This is a genomic window from Streptomyces sp. NPDC008137, from assembly GCF_042957035.1.
GTDB lineage: Bacteria > Actinomycetota > Actinomycetes > Streptomycetales > Streptomycetaceae > Streptomyces.
Window position 1 is genome coordinate 122,138 of record NZ_JBIBHN010000011.1, and the last position, 17,607, is coordinate 139,744.

The 17,607-nt window shown below is 69.6% G+C and carries 16 protein-coding genes and 1 tRNA gene; 11 read left to right on the plus strand and 6 right to left on the minus strand.

What is annotated here, in order from left to right; translation table 11 throughout:
- Both ACFZBT_RS20005 and ACFZBT_RS20010 read left to right on the plus strand, forming a co-directional pair.
- The gene (locus ACFZBT_RS20005) at window positions 1-741 is read left to right on the plus strand and encodes an SDR family oxidoreductase (RefSeq protein ID WP_391105164.1); all 741 of its coding nucleotides are present in this window, start codon (window positions 1-3) and stop codon (window positions 739-741) included.
- A 1-nt stretch (window position 742) separates the two neighbouring features.
- Window positions 743-1,666, plus strand: a complete 924-nt coding sequence (locus tag ACFZBT_RS20010; protein WP_391105166.1) for an SDR family oxidoreductase — start codon at window positions 743-745, stop codon at window positions 1,664-1,666.
- Between the two features lie 151 nt (window positions 1,667-1,817).
- On the opposite strand, the gene ACFZBT_RS20015 is transcribed toward ACFZBT_RS20010, so the two are convergent.
- Window positions 1,818-2,708 carry a hypothetical protein gene (locus tag ACFZBT_RS20015; RefSeq protein ID WP_391105168.1) on the minus strand — a complete coding sequence of 297 codons (891 nt, stop codon included), beginning with the start codon at window positions 2,706-2,708 and terminating at the stop codon, window positions 1,818-1,820.
- A gap of 121 nt (window positions 2,709-2,829) precedes the next feature.
- Here ACFZBT_RS20015 and ACFZBT_RS20020 point away from each other — a divergent pair, with 121 nt between their 5' ends.
- From ACFZBT_RS20020 to ACFZBT_RS20045, 6 genes are all read left to right on the plus strand, one after another.
- Window positions 2,830-3,282 (plus strand): GNAT family N-acetyltransferase, encoded by a 453-nt coding sequence (locus ACFZBT_RS20020; protein WP_391105170.1) that lies wholly within the window; start codon window positions 2,830-2,832, stop codon window positions 3,280-3,282.
- A 45-nt stretch (window positions 3,283-3,327) separates the two neighbouring features.
- A complete protein-coding gene (locus ACFZBT_RS20025) occupies window positions 3,328-3,678 on the plus strand; it encodes a chorismate mutase (RefSeq protein ID WP_391105172.1) in 351 nt (116 codons plus the stop codon).
- Window positions 3,679-3,818: 140 nt separating this feature from the next.
- Window positions 3,819-4,370: a response regulator gene (locus ACFZBT_RS20030; protein ID WP_391105174.1), complete on the plus strand. Its 552-nt coding sequence runs from the start codon at window positions 3,819-3,821 to the stop codon at window positions 4,368-4,370.
- 67 nt (window positions 4,371-4,437) lie between these two features.
- On the plus strand, window positions 4,438-6,930 hold the full coding sequence (gene pepN / locus ACFZBT_RS20035; RefSeq protein WP_391105176.1) for an aminopeptidase N: 2,493 nt from the start codon (window positions 4,438-4,440) through the stop codon (window positions 6,928-6,930).
- A 152-nt stretch (window positions 6,931-7,082) separates the two neighbouring features.
- Window positions 7,083-8,477, plus strand: a complete 1,395-nt coding sequence (locus ACFZBT_RS20040) for an aminotransferase class V-fold PLP-dependent enzyme (RefSeq protein ID WP_391105178.1) — start codon at window positions 7,083-7,085, stop codon at window positions 8,475-8,477.
- Window positions 8,474-9,913: a SidA/IucD/PvdA family monooxygenase gene (locus ACFZBT_RS20045; protein WP_391105180.1), complete on the plus strand. Its 1,440-nt coding sequence runs from the start codon at window positions 8,474-8,476 to the stop codon at window positions 9,911-9,913. Before ACFZBT_RS20040 ends, ACFZBT_RS20045 begins: the two co-directional genes overlap by 4 nt.
- An 18-nt stretch (window positions 9,914-9,931) precedes the next feature.
- Here the strand turns inward: ACFZBT_RS20045 and ACFZBT_RS20050 are convergent, their stop codons facing one another.
- The gene (locus ACFZBT_RS20050) at window positions 9,932-11,737 is read right to left on the minus strand and encodes a 5'-nucleotidase C-terminal domain-containing protein (protein ID WP_391105182.1); all 1,806 of its coding nucleotides are present in this window, start codon (window positions 11,735-11,737) and stop codon (window positions 9,932-9,934) included.
- Between the two features lie 181 nt (window positions 11,738-11,918).
- On the opposite strand from ACFZBT_RS20050, the gene ACFZBT_RS20055 reads away from it, so the two are divergent.
- Window positions 11,919-12,635: an SIMPL domain-containing protein gene (locus tag ACFZBT_RS20055; protein ID WP_391105184.1), complete on the plus strand. Its 717-nt coding sequence runs from the start codon at window positions 11,919-11,921 to the stop codon at window positions 12,633-12,635.
- Between the two features lie 182 nt (window positions 12,636-12,817).
- On the plus strand, window positions 12,818-14,239 hold the full coding sequence (gene pyk / locus ACFZBT_RS20060; protein ID WP_391105186.1) for a pyruvate kinase: 1,422 nt from the start codon (window positions 12,818-12,820) through the stop codon (window positions 14,237-14,239).
- Window positions 14,240-14,242: 3 nt separating this feature from the next.
- On the opposite strand, the gene ACFZBT_RS20065 is transcribed toward pyk, so the two are convergent.
- Window positions 14,243-15,031: a helix-turn-helix domain-containing protein gene (locus ACFZBT_RS20065; RefSeq protein WP_391105188.1), complete on the minus strand. Its 789-nt coding sequence runs from the start codon at window positions 15,029-15,031 to the stop codon at window positions 14,243-14,245.
- Window positions 15,032-15,116: 85 nt separating this feature from the next.
- Window positions 15,117-15,200 (minus strand) — tRNA-Leu (locus ACFZBT_RS20070).
- Between the two features lie 101 nt (window positions 15,201-15,301).
- Between ACFZBT_RS20070 and ACFZBT_RS20075 the strand changes: the two genes are divergently transcribed.
- Window positions 15,302-15,958, plus strand: coding sequence for a response regulator (locus tag ACFZBT_RS20075; protein WP_391105190.1), 657 nt, complete (start codon window positions 15,302-15,304; stop codon window positions 15,956-15,958).
- Between the two features lie 68 nt (window positions 15,959-16,026).
- Here the strand turns inward: ACFZBT_RS20075 and ACFZBT_RS20080 are convergent, their stop codons facing one another.
- The gene (locus tag ACFZBT_RS20080; protein ID WP_391105192.1) at window positions 16,027-16,743 is read right to left on the minus strand and encodes an ATP-binding cassette domain-containing protein; all 717 of its coding nucleotides are present in this window, start codon (window positions 16,741-16,743) and stop codon (window positions 16,027-16,029) included.
- Entirely contained in the window at window positions 16,740-17,606 is an 867-nt protein-coding gene (locus tag ACFZBT_RS20085; RefSeq protein ID WP_391105194.1) for an ATP-binding cassette domain-containing protein, read from the minus strand. Before ACFZBT_RS20085 ends, ACFZBT_RS20080 begins: the two co-directional genes overlap by 4 nt.
- Window position 17,607: the final 1 nt, after the last annotated feature.

Consider the following 17,607-nt stretch of genomic DNA (forward strand, 5'->3'; position numbering starts at 1 on the left):
ATGGAGCTGGACGGGAAGGTCGCCGTCGTCACGGGCGGCACCCGGGGCGTGGGCGCCGGCATCGCGCGCGCCTTCGTGCGGGCCGGTGCGAAGGTCGTGGTCTGCGCCCGCCGGCCCCCGGAAGTGCCGCAGCCCGGGACCGAGTTCGTGCCGCTGGACGTCCGTGACCCCGAGGCGGTCCGCCGCGTCCTCGCCGGCCTGCCCCGCATGGACGTCCTGGTCAACAACGCGGGCGGCGCACCGCACCGGCTGCTCACCGCGGCCGACGCCGAGCGGCACGCGCGCGTGGTGGAGCTCAACCTGGTCGCCCCCCTGACCGTGTCCCTCGCCGCGTACGACCACCTGCGGCGCGCCAAGGGCTCGATCGTCATGATCGGCAGTGTCAGCGGGAGCCGCCCCTCGCCCGGCACCGCCGCCTACGGTGCCGCCAAGGCGGGCCTGGAGAGCCTCGCCCGCTCGATGGCCGTGGAGTGGGCGCCCGGCATCCGGGTCAACACCCTCGTCGTGGGCATGGTCCGCACCGAGCTGTCCGACCTCCACTACGGCGACCGGGACGGCGTCGCCGCCGTCTCCCGCACCGTCCCGCTCGGCCGTCTCGCCGAGCCGTCCGATGTCGGCGCGGCCGCGGTGTTCCTCGCCTCCGACGCGGCCGCCTACATCAGCGGCGCGAGCCTGTTCGTCCACGGGGGCGGGGAGCGCCCCGCCTTCCTGGACGCCGCGACCGCGAACAAGGAGCTGTGACATGAGCGCACTCTGCGACGGCCGGGTCGTCGTCATCACCGGCGCCGGACGGGGGCTCGGCCGCGCGCACGCACTCGCGTACGCCGCCGAGGGCGCCCGGCTCGTCGTCAACGACCTCGGCGTCGGCCTCGACGGCACATCCGGAGCCCAGGACACAACCGGCCCCGGCAGCCCGGCAGCCCTGGTCGCCCAGGAGATCCGCGCGGCGGGCGGCGAGGCCGTGCAGCACTCCGGCGACATCGCCACGACCGAGGGCGCCGCCTCCCTGATCCGGACCGCCCTGGAGACGTACGGGCGGCTCGACACGCTCGTCAACAACGCGGGCTTCCTGCGCGACCGGATGCTGGTCAACCTCGACGAGGACGACTTCGACGCCGTCATACGCGTCCACCTCAAGGGCCACTTCCTGCCCCTGCGGCACGCCGCCGCGCACTGGCGGGCCGAGGTCAAGGCGGGCCGCCGGCCCGAGGCCCGCGTCGTCAACACCAGCAGCGGCGCCGGTCTGCTGGGCTCCGTCGGACAGGGCAACTACAGCGCCGCGAAGGCCGGGATCGTCGCCCTGACACTCGTCGCGGCGGCCGAACTGCACCGCTACGGCGTCCAGGCCAACGCGATCGCCCCCGCCGCCCGGACCCGGATGACGGAGCACACCTTCGCCGACACCATGGCGGCACCCGACTCGGGCTTCGACACGATGGCCCCGGAGAACGTCTCCCCCCTGGTCGTCTGGCTCGGCTCGGCCGCGAGCGCCGGCGTGACGGGCCGCGTCTTCGAGGCGGAGGGGGGCCGGATCACGGTGATGGAGGGGTGGCGGCCGGGGCCGAGCACGGACAGGGGCGGGCGGTGGAGCCCGGCGGAGGCGGGGGAGGCGGCACGGAAGCTGCTGGCGGAGGCGGGAGAGCCCGGGGCCGTCTACGGGGCGTAGGGGGGCGCGAGGGCACCTCTTTCCCAACCGATTCGGGCGGCGGGTGGGCATAGCCGGGGGTCTGGGGGCGGAGCCCCCCCCGCACACACCCGCGCACCCGCACACACCCGCGCACCCGCACACACCCGCGCACCCGCCCACCCGCACACACCTACGTGTCGCACTCCAGCACACTCCGGCACAACGCACACCGCGCCCGAACCCGCCCCCGCACTGGCACCCTGATCCGCTGGTGACAGGTCGGACAGGGAAACGACACCCGCAACCGCCCACCCCCGTCAGGGGAGAACGCGTACCGCACCCCCGGCCCCGTCCCCCCGGCCCCCGCCGCATGCCGCCGGTCCCGGGCATACCGCCGCCGCCCCGCCCACCCCGCCGCCGTCAACGGCGGCTGCCGCTCATCGCGCCGGGCCAGCTCCATCCCCTTCACATACGCCGTGTACGCCTGAGCGCTGGTGAACCACACCGACGGGTCCTCCCCGAAGACCAGTGCCCGCTTGGCCAGCACGTACCCGAACTCCTCCGGCGTCAGATACCCCAGTTTCTGCGACGACGCCCCGTCCTCCCGGAACGCGTCCAGCAGCAGCCAGCCCGCCCCCAGATACGTCGTCGCCGTGTCCGTCAGGATCTCGTTGTCCCGGACGCCCGGGAAGGACAGGTCCAGGCGGTGCAGGTACACATGCATCACCTCGTGCGCGAGGGCCGCCCCGATGTCCCTGCGATGTGTACGGAACCGGTCGTTCAGCTCCACGAAGTACTCCGGCCCGGCCGCGAGCTCGACGTTCGCCGCGTGCCGCATCTCCCGGAAGCTCACGATCAGCCGGGCGTCCGGAAGCCGGTAGTGCCGCACCAGCTCCTGCGCCACCCGCTGCGCCCCCAGATACAGGTCGTCGGTGTCGCAGAACGCCACATCGGCCGGGACCACGCTGGTCTCGAACGTCTGGATCGTGTCGTACGACAGACGCTTGTACAACGCCGTGATGGCGGCCCGCACCGTCTCCAGATGCGGGTAGCCGTGCTCGACCGGCCCGTCGTTCGCCACGCCTCACCCCCAAGACGCCCCAGAACCCGGTTCCACTGTACGAAAGTGTGACGCCCCGGGCCTGCGCCGCCGCCGCGAAAACCGGTCGTCCCGCCCGTACCCCGCCGGCAGAATCCCGGCCGTGACCAGCGAACAGCGCACCGTCGCCGCCGAGCTCCGGGTGGGCGGCCAGGACGACGACCTCGAAGAGCGGCTCGACGAGGAACTGACCGCCTTCAACACCGCCTCCGCCGACGGCGCCGTCACCGAGCCCCTCTCCGTCCGCGTCACCGACGAGAGAGACGAGCTGATCGGCGGCCTCACCGCCTGGACCTGGGGCAGCCTCTGCTCCGTGGACATGCTCTGGGTGCGGGAGGACCAGCGGCACGCCGGCTGGGGCGGCCGGCTGATGCGCGCGGCGGAGACCGAGGCGGCCCGGCGCGGCTGCACCGACATGATCGTCTCCACCTACAGCTTCCAGGCGCCCGGCTTCTACCCCCGGCTCGGCTACCGGGAACGGGCCCGCATCCAGGGCGTGCCCGGCGGACACGAGGACGTCTACTTCCACAAACGGATCAGCCCAGCCGAAGGGTGAGACGACATACGGCCGTCCGGAGTGATCCCCGTAGGCTGACGCCCTATGACCACCAGCAACACCGGCACCGGTGACGTCGACGCCGCCGTCCGCGAGGAGCTCGCCCGGCTGCGCGACAGCATCGACAACATCGACGCGGCCGTCGTCCACATGCTCGCCGAGCGCTTCAAGTGCACCCAGCAGGTCGGCCACCTCAAGGCCAGGCACCAGCTGCCGCCCGCCGACCCGGCCCGCGAGGCCCGCCAGATCGACCGGCTGCGCACCCTCGCCGAGAACGCCAAACTGGACCCGGCCTTCGCTGAGAAGTTCCTGAACTTCATCGTCGCCGAGGTCATCCGCCATCACGAGCGCATCGCCGACGAGACCCTCAACGGCTCGGCGCCCGGCGGCCACTGACCTCGGCATCTCCCCCGGGGGGAGTGACACGGCGGCCCGCGCCGGGCATGCTGCGCTGTGCACAGCATGTCAAATGACGAGCACTGCGCGTCAGTGTCCCGGACTTACTCTGGTCCTCCACGAGGGAGGGGCGTCGGGCCATGCCGTCGGATACCAGGATCCTCATCGTCGACGACCACGAGGACACGCTCTACGCACTGGAGAGCGCCCTGGCCCCGCTGGGCTATCTGCTCGGCCGGGCCACCAGCGGCGACGAGGCGCTCAAGCAGGTGCTCCGCGGCCAGGTCGGCCTGCTGCTGCTCGACGTGCGCATGCCCGGCGTCAGCGGCCTGGAAGTCGTGCGCTACATGCGGCGCGTCGAACAGACCCAGCACATCCCGGTGATCCTGCTGACCGGCTTCGGCGCCGACCACGAACTGACCACCACCGCCTTCCGCCTCGGCGTCGCCGACCTCGTCATGAAACCCGTGGACCCCTGGGCCCTGCGCACCAAGGTCCGCTACCTCTACGACGCCCAGCAACGCCACCTCGCCCTGGAACGGGAAGTGCGCCGGCTGCGCGCCCTCGCACAGGAGCACACCGAGGCCGTAGCGCACCCCGCGCGCCCCGCCCTGCCGCATCCCGACGCGCGCGTACCGACCCAACGGCCCGTGGGGGCGCACGCCGGGGAGCTGGAAAAAGACCGCACCTAGACCGGACATTGGGCACGTACCGATCCGCCCCTGTGCCTTGCCGGTGCCATCAGGCAGCATGTCACGCATGTCCGTACTGACGCGCGACGAAGCGCAGACCCGAGCAGAGCTCCTCGACGTGCACCGCTACACGATCGAACTCGACCTGACCACCGGCGACGAGACCTTCGACTCCCGCACCCTGATCAGGTTCAGCGCCCGCACCGACGGAGACACCTTCGTCGAGGTCAGGCCGGACGAGCTGCGCTCCGTCACCCTCGACGGACACCCCCTGGACCCGGAAACCCTCGACGGCAACCGGCTCCCCCTGAAGAACCTCACCCCCGGCGAGCACGAACTGCGCGTACACGCCCTCATGCGCTACTCCCGCACCGGCGAGGGCATGCACCGCTTCACCGACCCCACCGACGGCGAGACCTACGTCTACACCCAGCTCTTCCTCGACGACGTCCAGCGCGTCTTCGCCGCCTTCGACCAGCCCGACCTCAAAGCCGTCTTCGAACTGTCCGTCCAGGCCCCCGACGGCTGGACCGTCCTCGCCAACGGCATCACCGAACACACCGACGGCGTATGGAAGGCCGCCCCCACACCACTGATCTCCACCTACCTCGTCGCCGTCGCCGCCGGCCCCTGGCACTCCGTACGCACCGAACACCGCGGCCTGCCCTTCGGCCTGCACTGCCGCCGCTCCCTCGCCCCCTACCTGGACGCCGACGCCGACGAACTCCTCGACGTCACACGCGCCTGCTACGACCGCTACCACGAGAAGTTCGACGAGCCCTACCCCTTCGACTCCTACGACCAGGCCTTCGTCCCCGAGTTCAACGCCGGCGCCATGGAGAACCCCGGCCTCGTCACCTTCCGCGACGAGTTCGTCTACCGCTCCGCCGTCACCGACACCGAACGCCAGACCCGCGCCATGGTCATCGCCCACGAGATGGCCCACATGTGGTTCGGCGACCTCGTCACCCTCAAGTGGTGGGACGACATCTGGCTGAACGAGTCCTTCGCCGAGTACATGGGCTACCAGACCCTCACCGAAGCCACCCGCTACGCCGACACCTGGACCGACTTCGGCGTCACCCGCAAGTCCTGGGGCTACGACGCCGACCAGCGCCCCTCCACCCACCCCGTCGCCCCCGAAGCCGTCGACGACACCGCCTCCGCACTCCTCAACTTCGACGGCATCTCCTACGCCAAGGGCGCCAGCGCCCTGCGGCAACTGGTCGCCTGGCTCGGCGAGAAGGACTTCCTCGCCGGCATCAACACCCACTTCGCCCGGCACAAGTTCGGCAACGCCACCCTCGCCGACTTCATCGACTCCCTCGCCGGCGCCACCGAGCGCGACGTCCACGCCTGGGCCGACGCCTGGCTGCGCACCACCGGCGTCGACACCCTCACCCCCCAGATCGCCCCCGGCGAAAACGGCACCTGCGCCCTCACCGTCGACCACGCCGGCAGCCGCCCCCACCACATCGCCGTCGGCCTCTACGACCGGGACCTCGGCGACGACGGCGGCCACCTCGCCCTGCGCGAACGCCTTCACCTGGACCTGCCGCGCGACGACGCCCACCCCCTCGGCAAGCGCCCGGCCCTGCTCCTCCTCAACGACGGCGACCTGACCTACGCCAAGGTCCGCTTCGACCCCGAGTCCTTCGAGACGATCCGCAAGGAGCTGTCCGGCCTGCCCGAACCGCTCACCCGCGCGGTCGTCTGGAACGCCCTGCGCGACGCCGTCCGCGACGGCGAACTGGCCCCCGCCGCCTACCTGGAGACCGCCAGGGCCCACCTCCCGCTCGAGACCGACCTCGCCGTCGTCCAAGGCGTCCTCGCCTTCGCGTCCACGTACATCACCGACCACTACCTCACCCCCGAGGAACGCCCCGCCGCGCTCGCCACCCTCTCCGACCTGTGCCGCGACCTCATCCGCCGCACCGAGGACGGCGACAACCCCGGCCTGCGCCTGATCGCCGTACGCCACCGCATCGACGTCGCGGCCCACCCCGACACCATCGCCGCCTGGCTCGCCGACGGCACCGTCCCCGGCGGCCCGGAACTCGACCCCGAACTGCGCTGGCGCGTCCTCGCCCGGCTCGCCGTCCTCGGCGCCACCGACGAGGCCGCCATCACCGCCGAACTGGAACGCGACCCCAGCGCCACCGGCCAGGAAGGCGCCGCCCACTGCCGGGCCGCCCTGCCCGACCCGGAGGCCAAGGCCCGCGCCTGGCAGACGATGTTCGGCACCGACGACCTGTCCAACTACCTCTTCACCGCCACCGCCGCCGGCTTCTGGCAGCCCGAACAGGCCGACCTGGTACGCGATTACGTGCCGCGCTACTACACCGACGCGGTGGCCGTCGCCGAACGCCGCGGCCCCGCCATCGCCACCGCCGTCGGCCGCTCGGCCTTCCCCGCCCACGCGGTCGACGCCGACCACCTCCGCCTGGGCCAGGAGCGCCTGCGCGACGCCGAACCGATCCCGGCCCTGCACCGCAAGCTCGTCGACCAACTGGACGACCTGAAGCGGGCATTGCGGGTGCGGCAGGTCCCGCGACCGTAGGACGGCCGGCGCCGGGCACGTCCCTGGCGCCGCACTCCTCCCAGGGGTTGAGACGGCCGGACCCCAACAGGTTCTCCCGTACGGAAGTACCTCCACCCGGGTCCGGTCGTTGGGCTTCACGGGCGCGACGCCCCGCTCCCCGGAGGATGCCCATGAGCACGCCGCCCCTCGCCTCAGGCCCCGAAGGCCCACCCGCCCTGCGGCCGTTGCTCGACACCGTCCTCGAAGCGCTGGACGCCGGCGCCCGGGCGCGCGGCGGACCCTTGCCGGCTGGCGGACCGCAGGCGGTCGCGGCCCACGTGCGCGAAACGGCGGGAGAGATCCTCCCCGACCAGGGCGACCCACACGCCCTGCGCGCCCTGGTCCATGCCTTCGCCGAAGGCGCCGCCGACCCCGCACACCCCCTGTGCGCCGCCCACCTCCACTGCCCGTCCCTCGCCGTCGCCGCGGCAGCCGACCTCGCCGCCTCCGCCCTCAACCCGTCCCTCGACTCCTGGGACCAGGCCCCGGCGGCATCGGAGCTGGAAACGCTCGTGACGGGAGCGCTGGCCCGGGAGATCTACCGGCGCGACGCGACCCCCGACTCCCTCATCACCACCGGCGGCACCGAGTCCAACCAACTCGCCCTGCTCCTCGCCCGGGAGGCGCACGGCGGCACCGTACGGCTGGTGTGCGGGGCCAACGCCCACCACTCACTCACGCGAGCCGCCTGGCTGCTCGGACTGCCCCGGCCCGTCGTCGTACCCGCCCCGGCCGGGACCCTCGACCCCGCCGCGCTCGACCAGACCCTCACCCGCCTCCCCGGCCCGCTGCTCGTCGCCGCCACCGCCGGCACCACCGACGCCGGCCTCATCGACCCACTGCCCGAGATCGCCACCCGCTGCGCGGCCCGCGGCGCCCGGCTGCACATCGACGCCGCCTACGGCGGAGGCCTCCTGTTCAGCACCCGGCACCGCACCGCGCTCACCGGACTCGACGCCGCCCACACCATCACCCTCGACCTGCACAAACTCGGCTGGCAACCCATCGCCGCAGGCCTCCTCGCCGTCAAGGACCCCCGCGACCTCACCGCCCTGCGGCAGCGCGCCGACTACCTCAACGCCCCCGACGACACCGAGGCCGGCCTCCCGGACCTGCTCGACCGGTCCCTGCGCACCACCCGCCGCCCCGACGTCCTCAAACTCGCCGTCACCCTCAAAACCCTCGGCCGCGCCGGCCTCGGCACCCTCGTCGACCAGGTCTGCGCCCGAGCCCGCGAGTTCGCCGCCCTCGTCCACGACCACCCCGGCTTCGAACTCCACGCCCCGCCCGTCATCAGCACCGTGCTGTTCCGACCCGAGGGCGCCACCGACACCACCGTCGCCGCCCTACGCCGCGCACTCCTCACCGAAGGCCGCGCCGTCCTCGGCCGAACCCGCCTCGACGGCCGGCTCTGGCTCAAGGCCACCCTCCTCAACCCCGCCACCGGGCCCGACGACCTGGCCGCCCTGCTGCACCTCGTGGCAACACGCCGAGCCACCCTCGTGGAAGGAAACACCCCCCGATGAACCCCGCACACACCCCCGACCCCGCCCCGACGCCCCACCCGCACCACGAGCCCCACACACCCCGCGACCTCGTCGGCATCGGCATCGGCCCCGCCAACCTCTCCCTCGCCGCCCTCGCCCACCCGCTCGGCGAACTCGACACCGTCTTCTACGACCAGCGCCCCGCCTTCGGCTGGCACTCCGGCCTGCTCATCGAGGGCGCCACCATCCAGGTCCCCTTCCTCGCCGACCTCGTGAGCCTCGCCGACCCCACCAGCCCCTGGACCTTCCTCAACTACCTCAGGTCCCGCGAGCGACTCTTCCCCTTCTACTTCGCCGAACGCTTCCACATCCAGCGCGCCGAATACGACGCCTACTGCCGCTGGGTCGGCGAAAGCCTCCCCGGCCTCCACTTCGGCCACCAGGTCGACGCCGTCCGCTGGAACCCCGAACGCGACCTCTTCGAAATCGACTTCACCCAACTCGACACCGACGGAGAAGCCGAAGCCCTCGGCCGCACCTACGCCCGCAACGTCGTCCTCGGCATCGGCACCGAACCGTACGTCCCCGAACCCCTCAAGCCCCTCGCCCAAGCACCCGGCGTCCCCGTCGTCCACGCCGCCGACTACCTCGACCACCGCGCCACCCTCCTCGCCGCCGAACACGTCACCGTCGTCGGCATCGGACAGTCCGGCGCCGAGATCTTCCTCGACCTCCTCCGCAACAAACCCGCCGGCCAGGAGAAACTCCACTGGCTCGGCCGCACCGAGGCCTTCGCGCCCATGGAGTACTCCAAGCTCGGCCTGGAGCACTTCACCCCCGACCACACCCGCTACTTCCACGCCCTGCCCGAAAACACCCGCGACCGGCTCCTCACCGGCCAGTGGCAGCTCCACAAAGGCATCGACACCGCCACCGTCGCCGCCATCCACGACGAGCTCTACCGCCGCACCCTCCACGGCGGCTGGCCCGACGCCGTCCTCACCCCCGGCGTGAACGTCCGCACCGCCGGCCGCGTCGCGACCACCCAGGTGGAACTCCACCTCGAACACGGCCGGCAGGACAGCCGCTCCCGCCTCACCACCGACGCCGTCGTCCTCGCCACCGGCTACCGCGAACGCCCCCTCGACCGCGTCCTCGCCGGACTCGACCCCTACCTGCGCCGCGACAACCGCGAACGCCCCCGCATCGACGAGGACTACCGCCTCGTCCTCGACCCGTCCGTCACCGGCACCGCATACGTCCAGAACGCCGAGACCCACACCCACGGCGTCGGCGCCCCCGACCTCGGCCTCGCCGCCTGGCGCAGCGCCATCATCCTCAACTCCCTGACCGGCAGGGAGGCGTACGCCCTGCCGCGCCGCACCGCCTTCACAACCTTCGGCCTCACACAACGGCAGCAGGTCCCGCCGGCCCGAGAGGCACCGGCACTGACCCCGCTGGTGGACCGAAGGTGACACAGCCCCTGAAAGGCCCTAGAAGACAGGCGTGCCGTTCCGCGTGAGCTTCCAGTCCACCGCCGCGAACTCGGCCGGATCGACCGACCCCTTCGCCTTCACCCAGGCGATCATGGTGTTGCGGATCTCGTCCGAGTTCGACCACAGCAGCTTCGACGCGGCGACATGCGGGAAGTTCCCGCCACCGTTGGCCCGGTAGTTGTTCACCGCGAACACGAACTTCGCGTCATCCGCGAGCGGCTGCCCCCCGAACCGCACATTCGTCACCCGCGAACCCGCCGGCTTCGCGATATCGATCTCATACGCAAGACCGCTCACCACGTCGTAGTTGTAGTCCGGCGTACCGTTCGCGTTCGTCAGCTTCGCCGGATCCACCTGCGCATCCGGCGCCGTCTGCACGAAATAGTTCGCCGAGAACTCCAGATACGCCTTCATCTGCGCACCCGTCATCAGACGCGCCTCCAGCGTGTTCTCGAAGACATACAGACCCGCCACGTCCCGGATCGTCACCTCACCCGCCGGGATCCGCGCACTGCGCGAGAAACACGCCGCCTGCGACAGCACCGGCAACGAGGCATGCTCCGTACCCGCCAGCGCCTGCTTCACCGTGTCCGCCTGGATGTGGTTGATCAGATCGATGATCGGCACATCCTTGAACGGCGCCTCGGCCGACGTCATCTCCGCCGCGTTCGTACCGATGACCTGGTTGACGTACGCCACGACCTTCTCGTGCTCGTCGGTGAGCAGCCTCGTGATCTTCGGGTCCTCCTCCACCATGTTGGAGTTCAGGACCTTCGCGCCCACCTTCTCGACCTTCCAGCAGCCCTTCGCCCACACCAGCTCGAAGTCGAACAGCGTCAGCCGCTGCCCCCACTTCAACGGCTCCGACAGCACCACCTGCTTACCGGTCTTCTTGTTCGTGACGAAGTACTCCGAGATCTCCGTGTGCGCGTGCCCGACCAGAATCGCGTCGATGCCGGGAACCTGCTCGGCGACGAGCCCCGCCGCGTTCTCGATGTACGGCAACTGATCACCGTACGAAGACGTCCCCGACGAACCACTGTGCGCCGACACGATCACCACGTCCGCACCCATCGACCGCAGCCTCGGCACCCACTTCGCCGCCTGCTCCTCCAGACCCGGAAACGTCATCTTCCCCTGCACGTTCGCCTTGTCCCAGATCGCGATCCCCGGGTTGGTCAGCCCCAGCACCGCCACCTTCACATCCCGCCCGAACGGCGTACGCAACCGGTGCATGCTGTACGGCGCGAACGCCGGCCGCAGCGTCTTCGCGTCCAGCGCGTTCGCACCCAGCAGCGGGAAACGGCACTGCTGCTCGAACTTCCGCAGCACCGGAATGCCGTAGTTGAACTCATGGTTGCCGAGCGCCGCCGCGTCGTAGTCCATGGCGTTCATGGCCTGCGCCATCGGGTGCACCGGGCCGCCCTTGGCCGTGATCGGGTCGACCTTCGCGTAGTAGTACGACAGTTGCGTGCCCTGGATCGTGTCGCCCGCGTCGATGAGCAGCGTGTTGCGGCGGCCCTTCTCCTCACGGACCTGGTTCACCAGGGTGGAGACCTTCGCCAGACCGATGTCGTTGTGGTCCTTGTCGTCGAACTCCTTGTCCGTGAAGTAGTCCCAGTTGAAGACATTGCCGTGCAGGTCCGTCGTCCCCATCACGGTGAACGCGTACCGCTTCTCGCGCTGCTTACCGCCGCGCCCCTCGGCCGCCTGCGCACCCGGCGCCGACACCGCACCGGCCAGCGCCACCCCCGCCCCGGTCACGGCGGACTTCCCCAGGAACTTCCGGCGGTTCAACGGCATGTCTGGCTCCCCTTGCGGAATCTGTGAACGACTGCGGAATCTTGAACGACGCGCGTAGATAACGCGCGTAGATTCTGACCCGGTCATGACCGGCCGCAACAGCCCCGCCAGGTTGCGATTAGATGACTCAGCCCACCAACTCCACGCCTCCGGCCAGCCACAACATGACAGAGTGGGGCGTATGACCGCCCCCACCGAAGACGCCCCCCAGCCCGCCGTCCCCTACGGCACACCCGACGCCCCCCGCATCGCCGTCTGCGGCGAAGCCCGCCTCGAAGTCGACCCGGAAATCGCCCGCATCGGCATCACCGTCGCCGCCCGCGGCCGCGACCGGCGCTCCGCCCTCGACGACCTCACCCGCCGCAACACAGGCGTCCTCGACCTCGTCAAGTCCTACGGCGACGCCGTCGAACGCCTGGAGACCGGCGCCTTCTCCATCACACCCGAACTCACCAAACACGGACGCGGCGAACGCATCCGCACCTACCACGGCCGCGTCCACGTCACCGCCGAACTCACCGACTTCACCGCCCTCGGCGAACTCACCACCCGCCTCGCCGACCTCGAACTCACCCGCGTCGACGGCCCCTGGTGGGCCCTGCGCCCCGACTCACCCGCTCACCGCGAAGCCAGGAAAAAGGCCGTACGAGAAGCCGTCCAGCGCGCCCGCGAATACGCCGAAGCACTCGACACCACCCTCTCCGCCCTCGTCGAACTCGCCGACATCGGCGCCGAGAACGCCCCGCCGGCCTACCCCCAGGCCCCCGGCCGCATGCGCTCCGCCGCCTACGCCGGCACCGAGGACACCGCCGCGGCACCCCTCGACCTCGAACCTCAACGCCAGCGCGTCCACGCCCAGATCAACGCCCGCTTCACGATGGTGCCACCGCGGCTGTAGCCGGATTCCCGGGGGTCATTTCGAAAACGCGACCGAGAGATTCCTGCCGCAGAGATTCCTGGCGCTCATCAGAGCACCCCGCCGCACAATTCAACACTTGGCCATAGCGCTTCATTCAAAGTCTGTTGAGTAGTCACTCACGACCAATTCTCTACCGGCCGGTAACTCATAGGCTCACCCCTATGCGCCGAGCAAAGATCGTCTGCACACTGGGCCCCGCCACCGACTCCTACGACCAGATCAAAGACCTGGTCGACGCAGGAATGGACGTAGCCCGATTCAACCTCAGCCACGGCGACCACGCCGAACACGAGGAGCGCTACCACCGGGTACGCAAAGCCGCCGACGAGACCGGCCGCAGCGTCGGCGTCCTCGCCGACCTTCAAGGCCCGAAAATCCGACTCGGCCACTTCACCGAAGGCCCCGTACTCCTTGAACGCGGCGACACCTTCACCATCACCGTCGAAGAAGGCATCGAAGGCAACGGCCACATCTGCGGCACCACCTACGCCGGCCTCGCCACCGACGTCACCCCCGGCGAACGCATCCTCGTCGACGACGGCAAGGTCTGCCTCGAAGTCACCGAAACCGACGGCCCCCGCGTCCACACGAAGGTCGTAGAAGGCGGCGTCATCTCCGACCACAAGGGCCTCAACCTCCCCGGCGTCGCCGTCTCCGTCCCCGCCCTCTCCAAAAAAGACGAAGACGACCTCCGCTGGGCCCTGCGCACCGGCGCCGACATCATCGCCCTCTCCTTCGTCCGCACCGGCCGCGACATCCAAAACGTCCACCGCATCATGGACGAAGAAGGCCGCCGCCTCCCCGTCATCGCCAAAATCGAAAAACCCCAGGCCGTCGAGAACATCGAAGAAATCGTCGCCGCATTCGACGGCATCATGGTCGCCCGCGGAGACCTCGGCGTCGAAATGCCACTCGAACAGGTCCCCATCGTCCAGAAACGCGCCATCAAACTCGCCAGGCGCAACGCCAAACCCGTCATCGTCGCCACCCAGATGCTCGACTCGATGATCGACAACGCCCGCCCCACCCGAGCAGAAGCCTCCGACGTCGCCAACGCCGTCATCGACGGCACCGACGCCGTGATGCTCTCCGGCGAGACCAGCGTCGGCAAACACCCCATCGAAACGGTCCGCACCATGGCCCGCATCGTCGAAGCGGCCGAAGAAGACATCCTGGCAAAAGGCCTCCCGCCGCTCACCGAACGCAACAAACCCCGCACCCAAGGCGGCGCCGTAGCCCGAGCCGCAGCGGAGATGGGCGACTTCCTCGGCGCGAAATTCCTGGTCGCCTTCACCCAGTCCGGCGACACCGCCCGCCGCCTCTCCCGCTACCGCTCCCCGATCCCCCTCCTCGCCTTCACCCCCGACCAGGCCACCCGCTCCCAGCTCAGCCTCACCTGGGGCGTGGAAACGTTCCTCGGCCCCTGCGTCGACTCCACGGACGCGATGGTCGACCAGGTCGACGAACTCCTTCTGCGCTACGGCCGCTGCCGCAAGGGCGACACGGTCGTCATCACGGCAGGCTCCCCTCCCGGCGTCTCCGGCTCGACGAACCTGGTCCGGGTGCACCACATCGCCGAGTAGCCGTCAGTATTTGGGGCCGATGTGGGCGTCCATGAGGGCTACGGAGGCTTTGCGGGCGACAGAGATGTTGAACGGGTTGCCGTTGCGGGTGCAGTGCGTCCACTCGACACCGAGCTTGTCCAGGGTGTCGGTGTAGAGCCGCCGGATGTCGTCGGAGACGTTGGTGAAGAAGTACCGGGGATACTCGTAGCGCTTGCGCTCGCCGGCGACCATGCGGGTCGTCCAGTTGGTGATCCGGCAGCCGTCGGAGTGGATGAGCCCTCGGATGAACTGCCAGGGGTGGGCGTCGACAATGGCTTGCTGCCAGGGTTCGAGGGCAATGAGGCGTTCGTGCTTCTTGCCGGGGCCGTGCTGCGGGAAGAGGCAATGCAGGTGCTTCGAGTAGACCTTCACGTTGCGGCAGCCGGTCTTGCGGACGCGGCAGACGGAGTTCTCGGGGAAGACCGTACGCATGGCCCGTTCGCATTCGTCCATGAGGCCGGGCCATGACTCCGTGCAGGTGATCATGAGGTTGGGTACGCGGTGCTCTGAGTAGTGGCTGACATGGCCATCGCCGAGGTAAAGGGCGAGCAGATAGGAGTAGGCGGGCTCGTCGAGTTCCCGTCCGTCGCATCGGGGGCATCTTGGGTCGTGCCTGCCGGGGCACTCGCCGCGCTGCGCCCGGTCCAGGTGCTTCCAGTAGCCGATCGTGCCCAGCGGCACTCTGAGGTCGCGGGCCACGTCCGCGTTCCTCGCGCCGCCGCGCAGCTGTGTAAGGGCCTTCTGTCGTACTTCAGTGCCATGAGGGAACATGCAGACACTCTGTGTCACCAAACGCGACCCTGGGTAGCAAAAAGCGGAGAACCACGCGAACGTGATCCTCCGCTTTTTGATGTTGTGCCCGGTGTGGGATTCGAACCCACATGCCCGAAGGCACGGTGGTTTGAGCACCGCGAGTCTGACCAGATTCCTCCAACCGGGCAGGCTGTGGAACTGTGGGAAGTGTACCGGGTGACCGCATGACGCTGCAGCTAGGTACGCTCTTGGGAGCAGAACGGCCCTGCCCCGTAACGAGGAGCCCACGTGAGCGCCCCCGAGTCGCCCCAGCCTGTTGACGTGCCCGATGACGACAAGTCGCACGTGCCTCCGCTGACGACCCGTGTCGTCATCGCCGAGGACGAGGCCCTGATCCGGCTCGATCTCAAGGAGATGCTGGAGGAGGAGGGGTACACCGTCGTCGGTGAGGCCGGGGACGGTGAGCAGGCCGTGGAGCTGGCCCGCGAGCATCGCCCGGACCTGGTGATTCTGGACGTGAAGATGCCGAAGATGGACGGTATCTCCGCGGCCGAGAAGATCGCCGAGGAGAGCATCGCGCCGGTGCTGATGCTGACGGCGTTCTCGCAGCGTGACCTCGTGGAGCGGGCCCGGGACGCGGGTGCCATGGCCTACCTGGTGAAGCCGTTCAGCAAGACGGATGTCGTGCCGGCGATCGAGATGGCCGTGTCGCGGTTCACGGAGCTGAGGGAGCTGGAGAAGGAGGTCGCTGACCTCACGCTTCGGCTGGAGACGCGGAAGCTGGTGGACCGGGCGAAGTCGATTCTTCAGACGGAGTACGGGCTGACGGAGCCGAACGCCTTCCGGTGGATTCAGAAGACGTCGATGGACCGGCGCATGTCGATGCAGCAGGTCGCGGAGGCGGTCATCGAGGACGCCGAGGAGAAGAAGTCGAACAAGGGCTGATCAACCCCGCGCAGCACACGAGGCCCGCACCCCATCCGGGGTGCGGGCCTCGTCGCGTGTCCGGCTTGTCAGTCCTCGCCGAGGTAGGCCTTGCGGACGGACTCGTCGTGCAGCAGGTCCTGCCCGGTGCCGGAGAGGACGATGTTGCCGACCTCCATGACATGGCCGTGGTCGGCCAGGGAGAGCGCCGCCTGGGCGTTCTGTTCGACGAGGAGGATCGTCGTGCCCTGGGACTTGAGCTCGGAGATCGTCGCCATGATCTTTTGCATCATGATCGGGGAGAGGCCCATGGAGGGCTCGTCGAGCATGAGCAGTTTCGGCTGGGACATCAGGGCGCGGCCCATGGCGAGCATCTGCTGTTCGCCGCCGGAGAGGGTTCCGGCGGCCTGCTTGCGGCGTTCCCCGAGGATGGGGAAGAGGTCGTAGGCGCGCTGGATGTCCTTCTCGATGCCTTCTTTGTCCTTGCGGAGGAACGCTCCGAGCTGGAGGTTTTCCGCGATGGTGAGGCGGGGGAAGATGTGCCGGCCTTCGGGGGAGTGGGCGAGGCCGAGGGCGACGATCTTGTGGGCGGGGACTCCGCTCAACGGCTTGCCGTCGAAGAGGACCTTTCCGGATGTCGGCTTCAGCAGGCCGGAGAGGGTGCGCAGTGTGGTGGTCTTTCCGGCGCCGTTGGTGCCGATGAGGGTGACGACTTGGCCGGCTTCGACGCTGAAGGAGATGCCTTTGACGGCTTCGATCTTGCCGTAGGAGACCCGGAGGTCTTCGACCTCGAGGAGTGCGGTCACTGGGCTTCTCCCTTGGTGCTGCTGGTGGTGCTGGGTGCTGCTTCCGCGGCGGCTTCTGCGGCTTCGACCTCGGCGACTTCGGCTTCGCCGGGGTCGCCTTCGAAGGGTTCGCCGAGGTAGGCGGCGATGACGCGTTCGTCGGCCTGGACGACCTCGGAGGTGCCTTCGACGAGCTTTTCGCCTTGGACGAGGACGGCGACGCGGTCGCTGAGGTTGAAGACGAAGCGCATGTCGTGCTCGATGAGGAGGACGGCGATGCCCTTGTCGCGGATGGCGAAGACCAGTTCTTCGGTGGCCCGGGTCTCCTGGGGGTTCATGCCGGCGGTCGGCTCGTCGAGCAGGAGCAGGCCCGGCTCGCTTGCCATGGCCCGGGCGATCTCCAGTTTGCGCTGTTCGCCGTAGGGGAGGTTGCGTGCCAGGTGGTCGCGCTTGTGGGCGAGGCCGATGAACTCGAGGAGTTCCATGGCTCGTTCCTCGCTGGCGCGTTCGGCTTTCTTGAAGCCGGGTCCGCGCAGCAGGGCGGACCAGAGGCCCTCCTTCGTGCGCGTGTGGCGGCCGACGAGGACGTTTTCCAGGACCGTCATGTTGGAGAACAGGCGGATGTTCTGGAAGGTGCGGGCGATGCCGGCCTGGGTGACCAGGTGGGGCTTGGGCGGCAGGACCGTGCCCTTGTAGGAGACGGTGCCTTCCGTGGGGACGTAGAGGCCGGTGAGGCAGTTGAAGAAGGTGGTTTTGCCGGCGCCGTTGGGGCCGATGAGTCCGACGATCTCGCCGGCGTTGACGGTGAAGTCGACGGAGCGGACGGCGGTGAGGCCGCCGAAGCGCATGGTGACGTCGCGTGCTTCGAGTACAGGTGTGGTCATG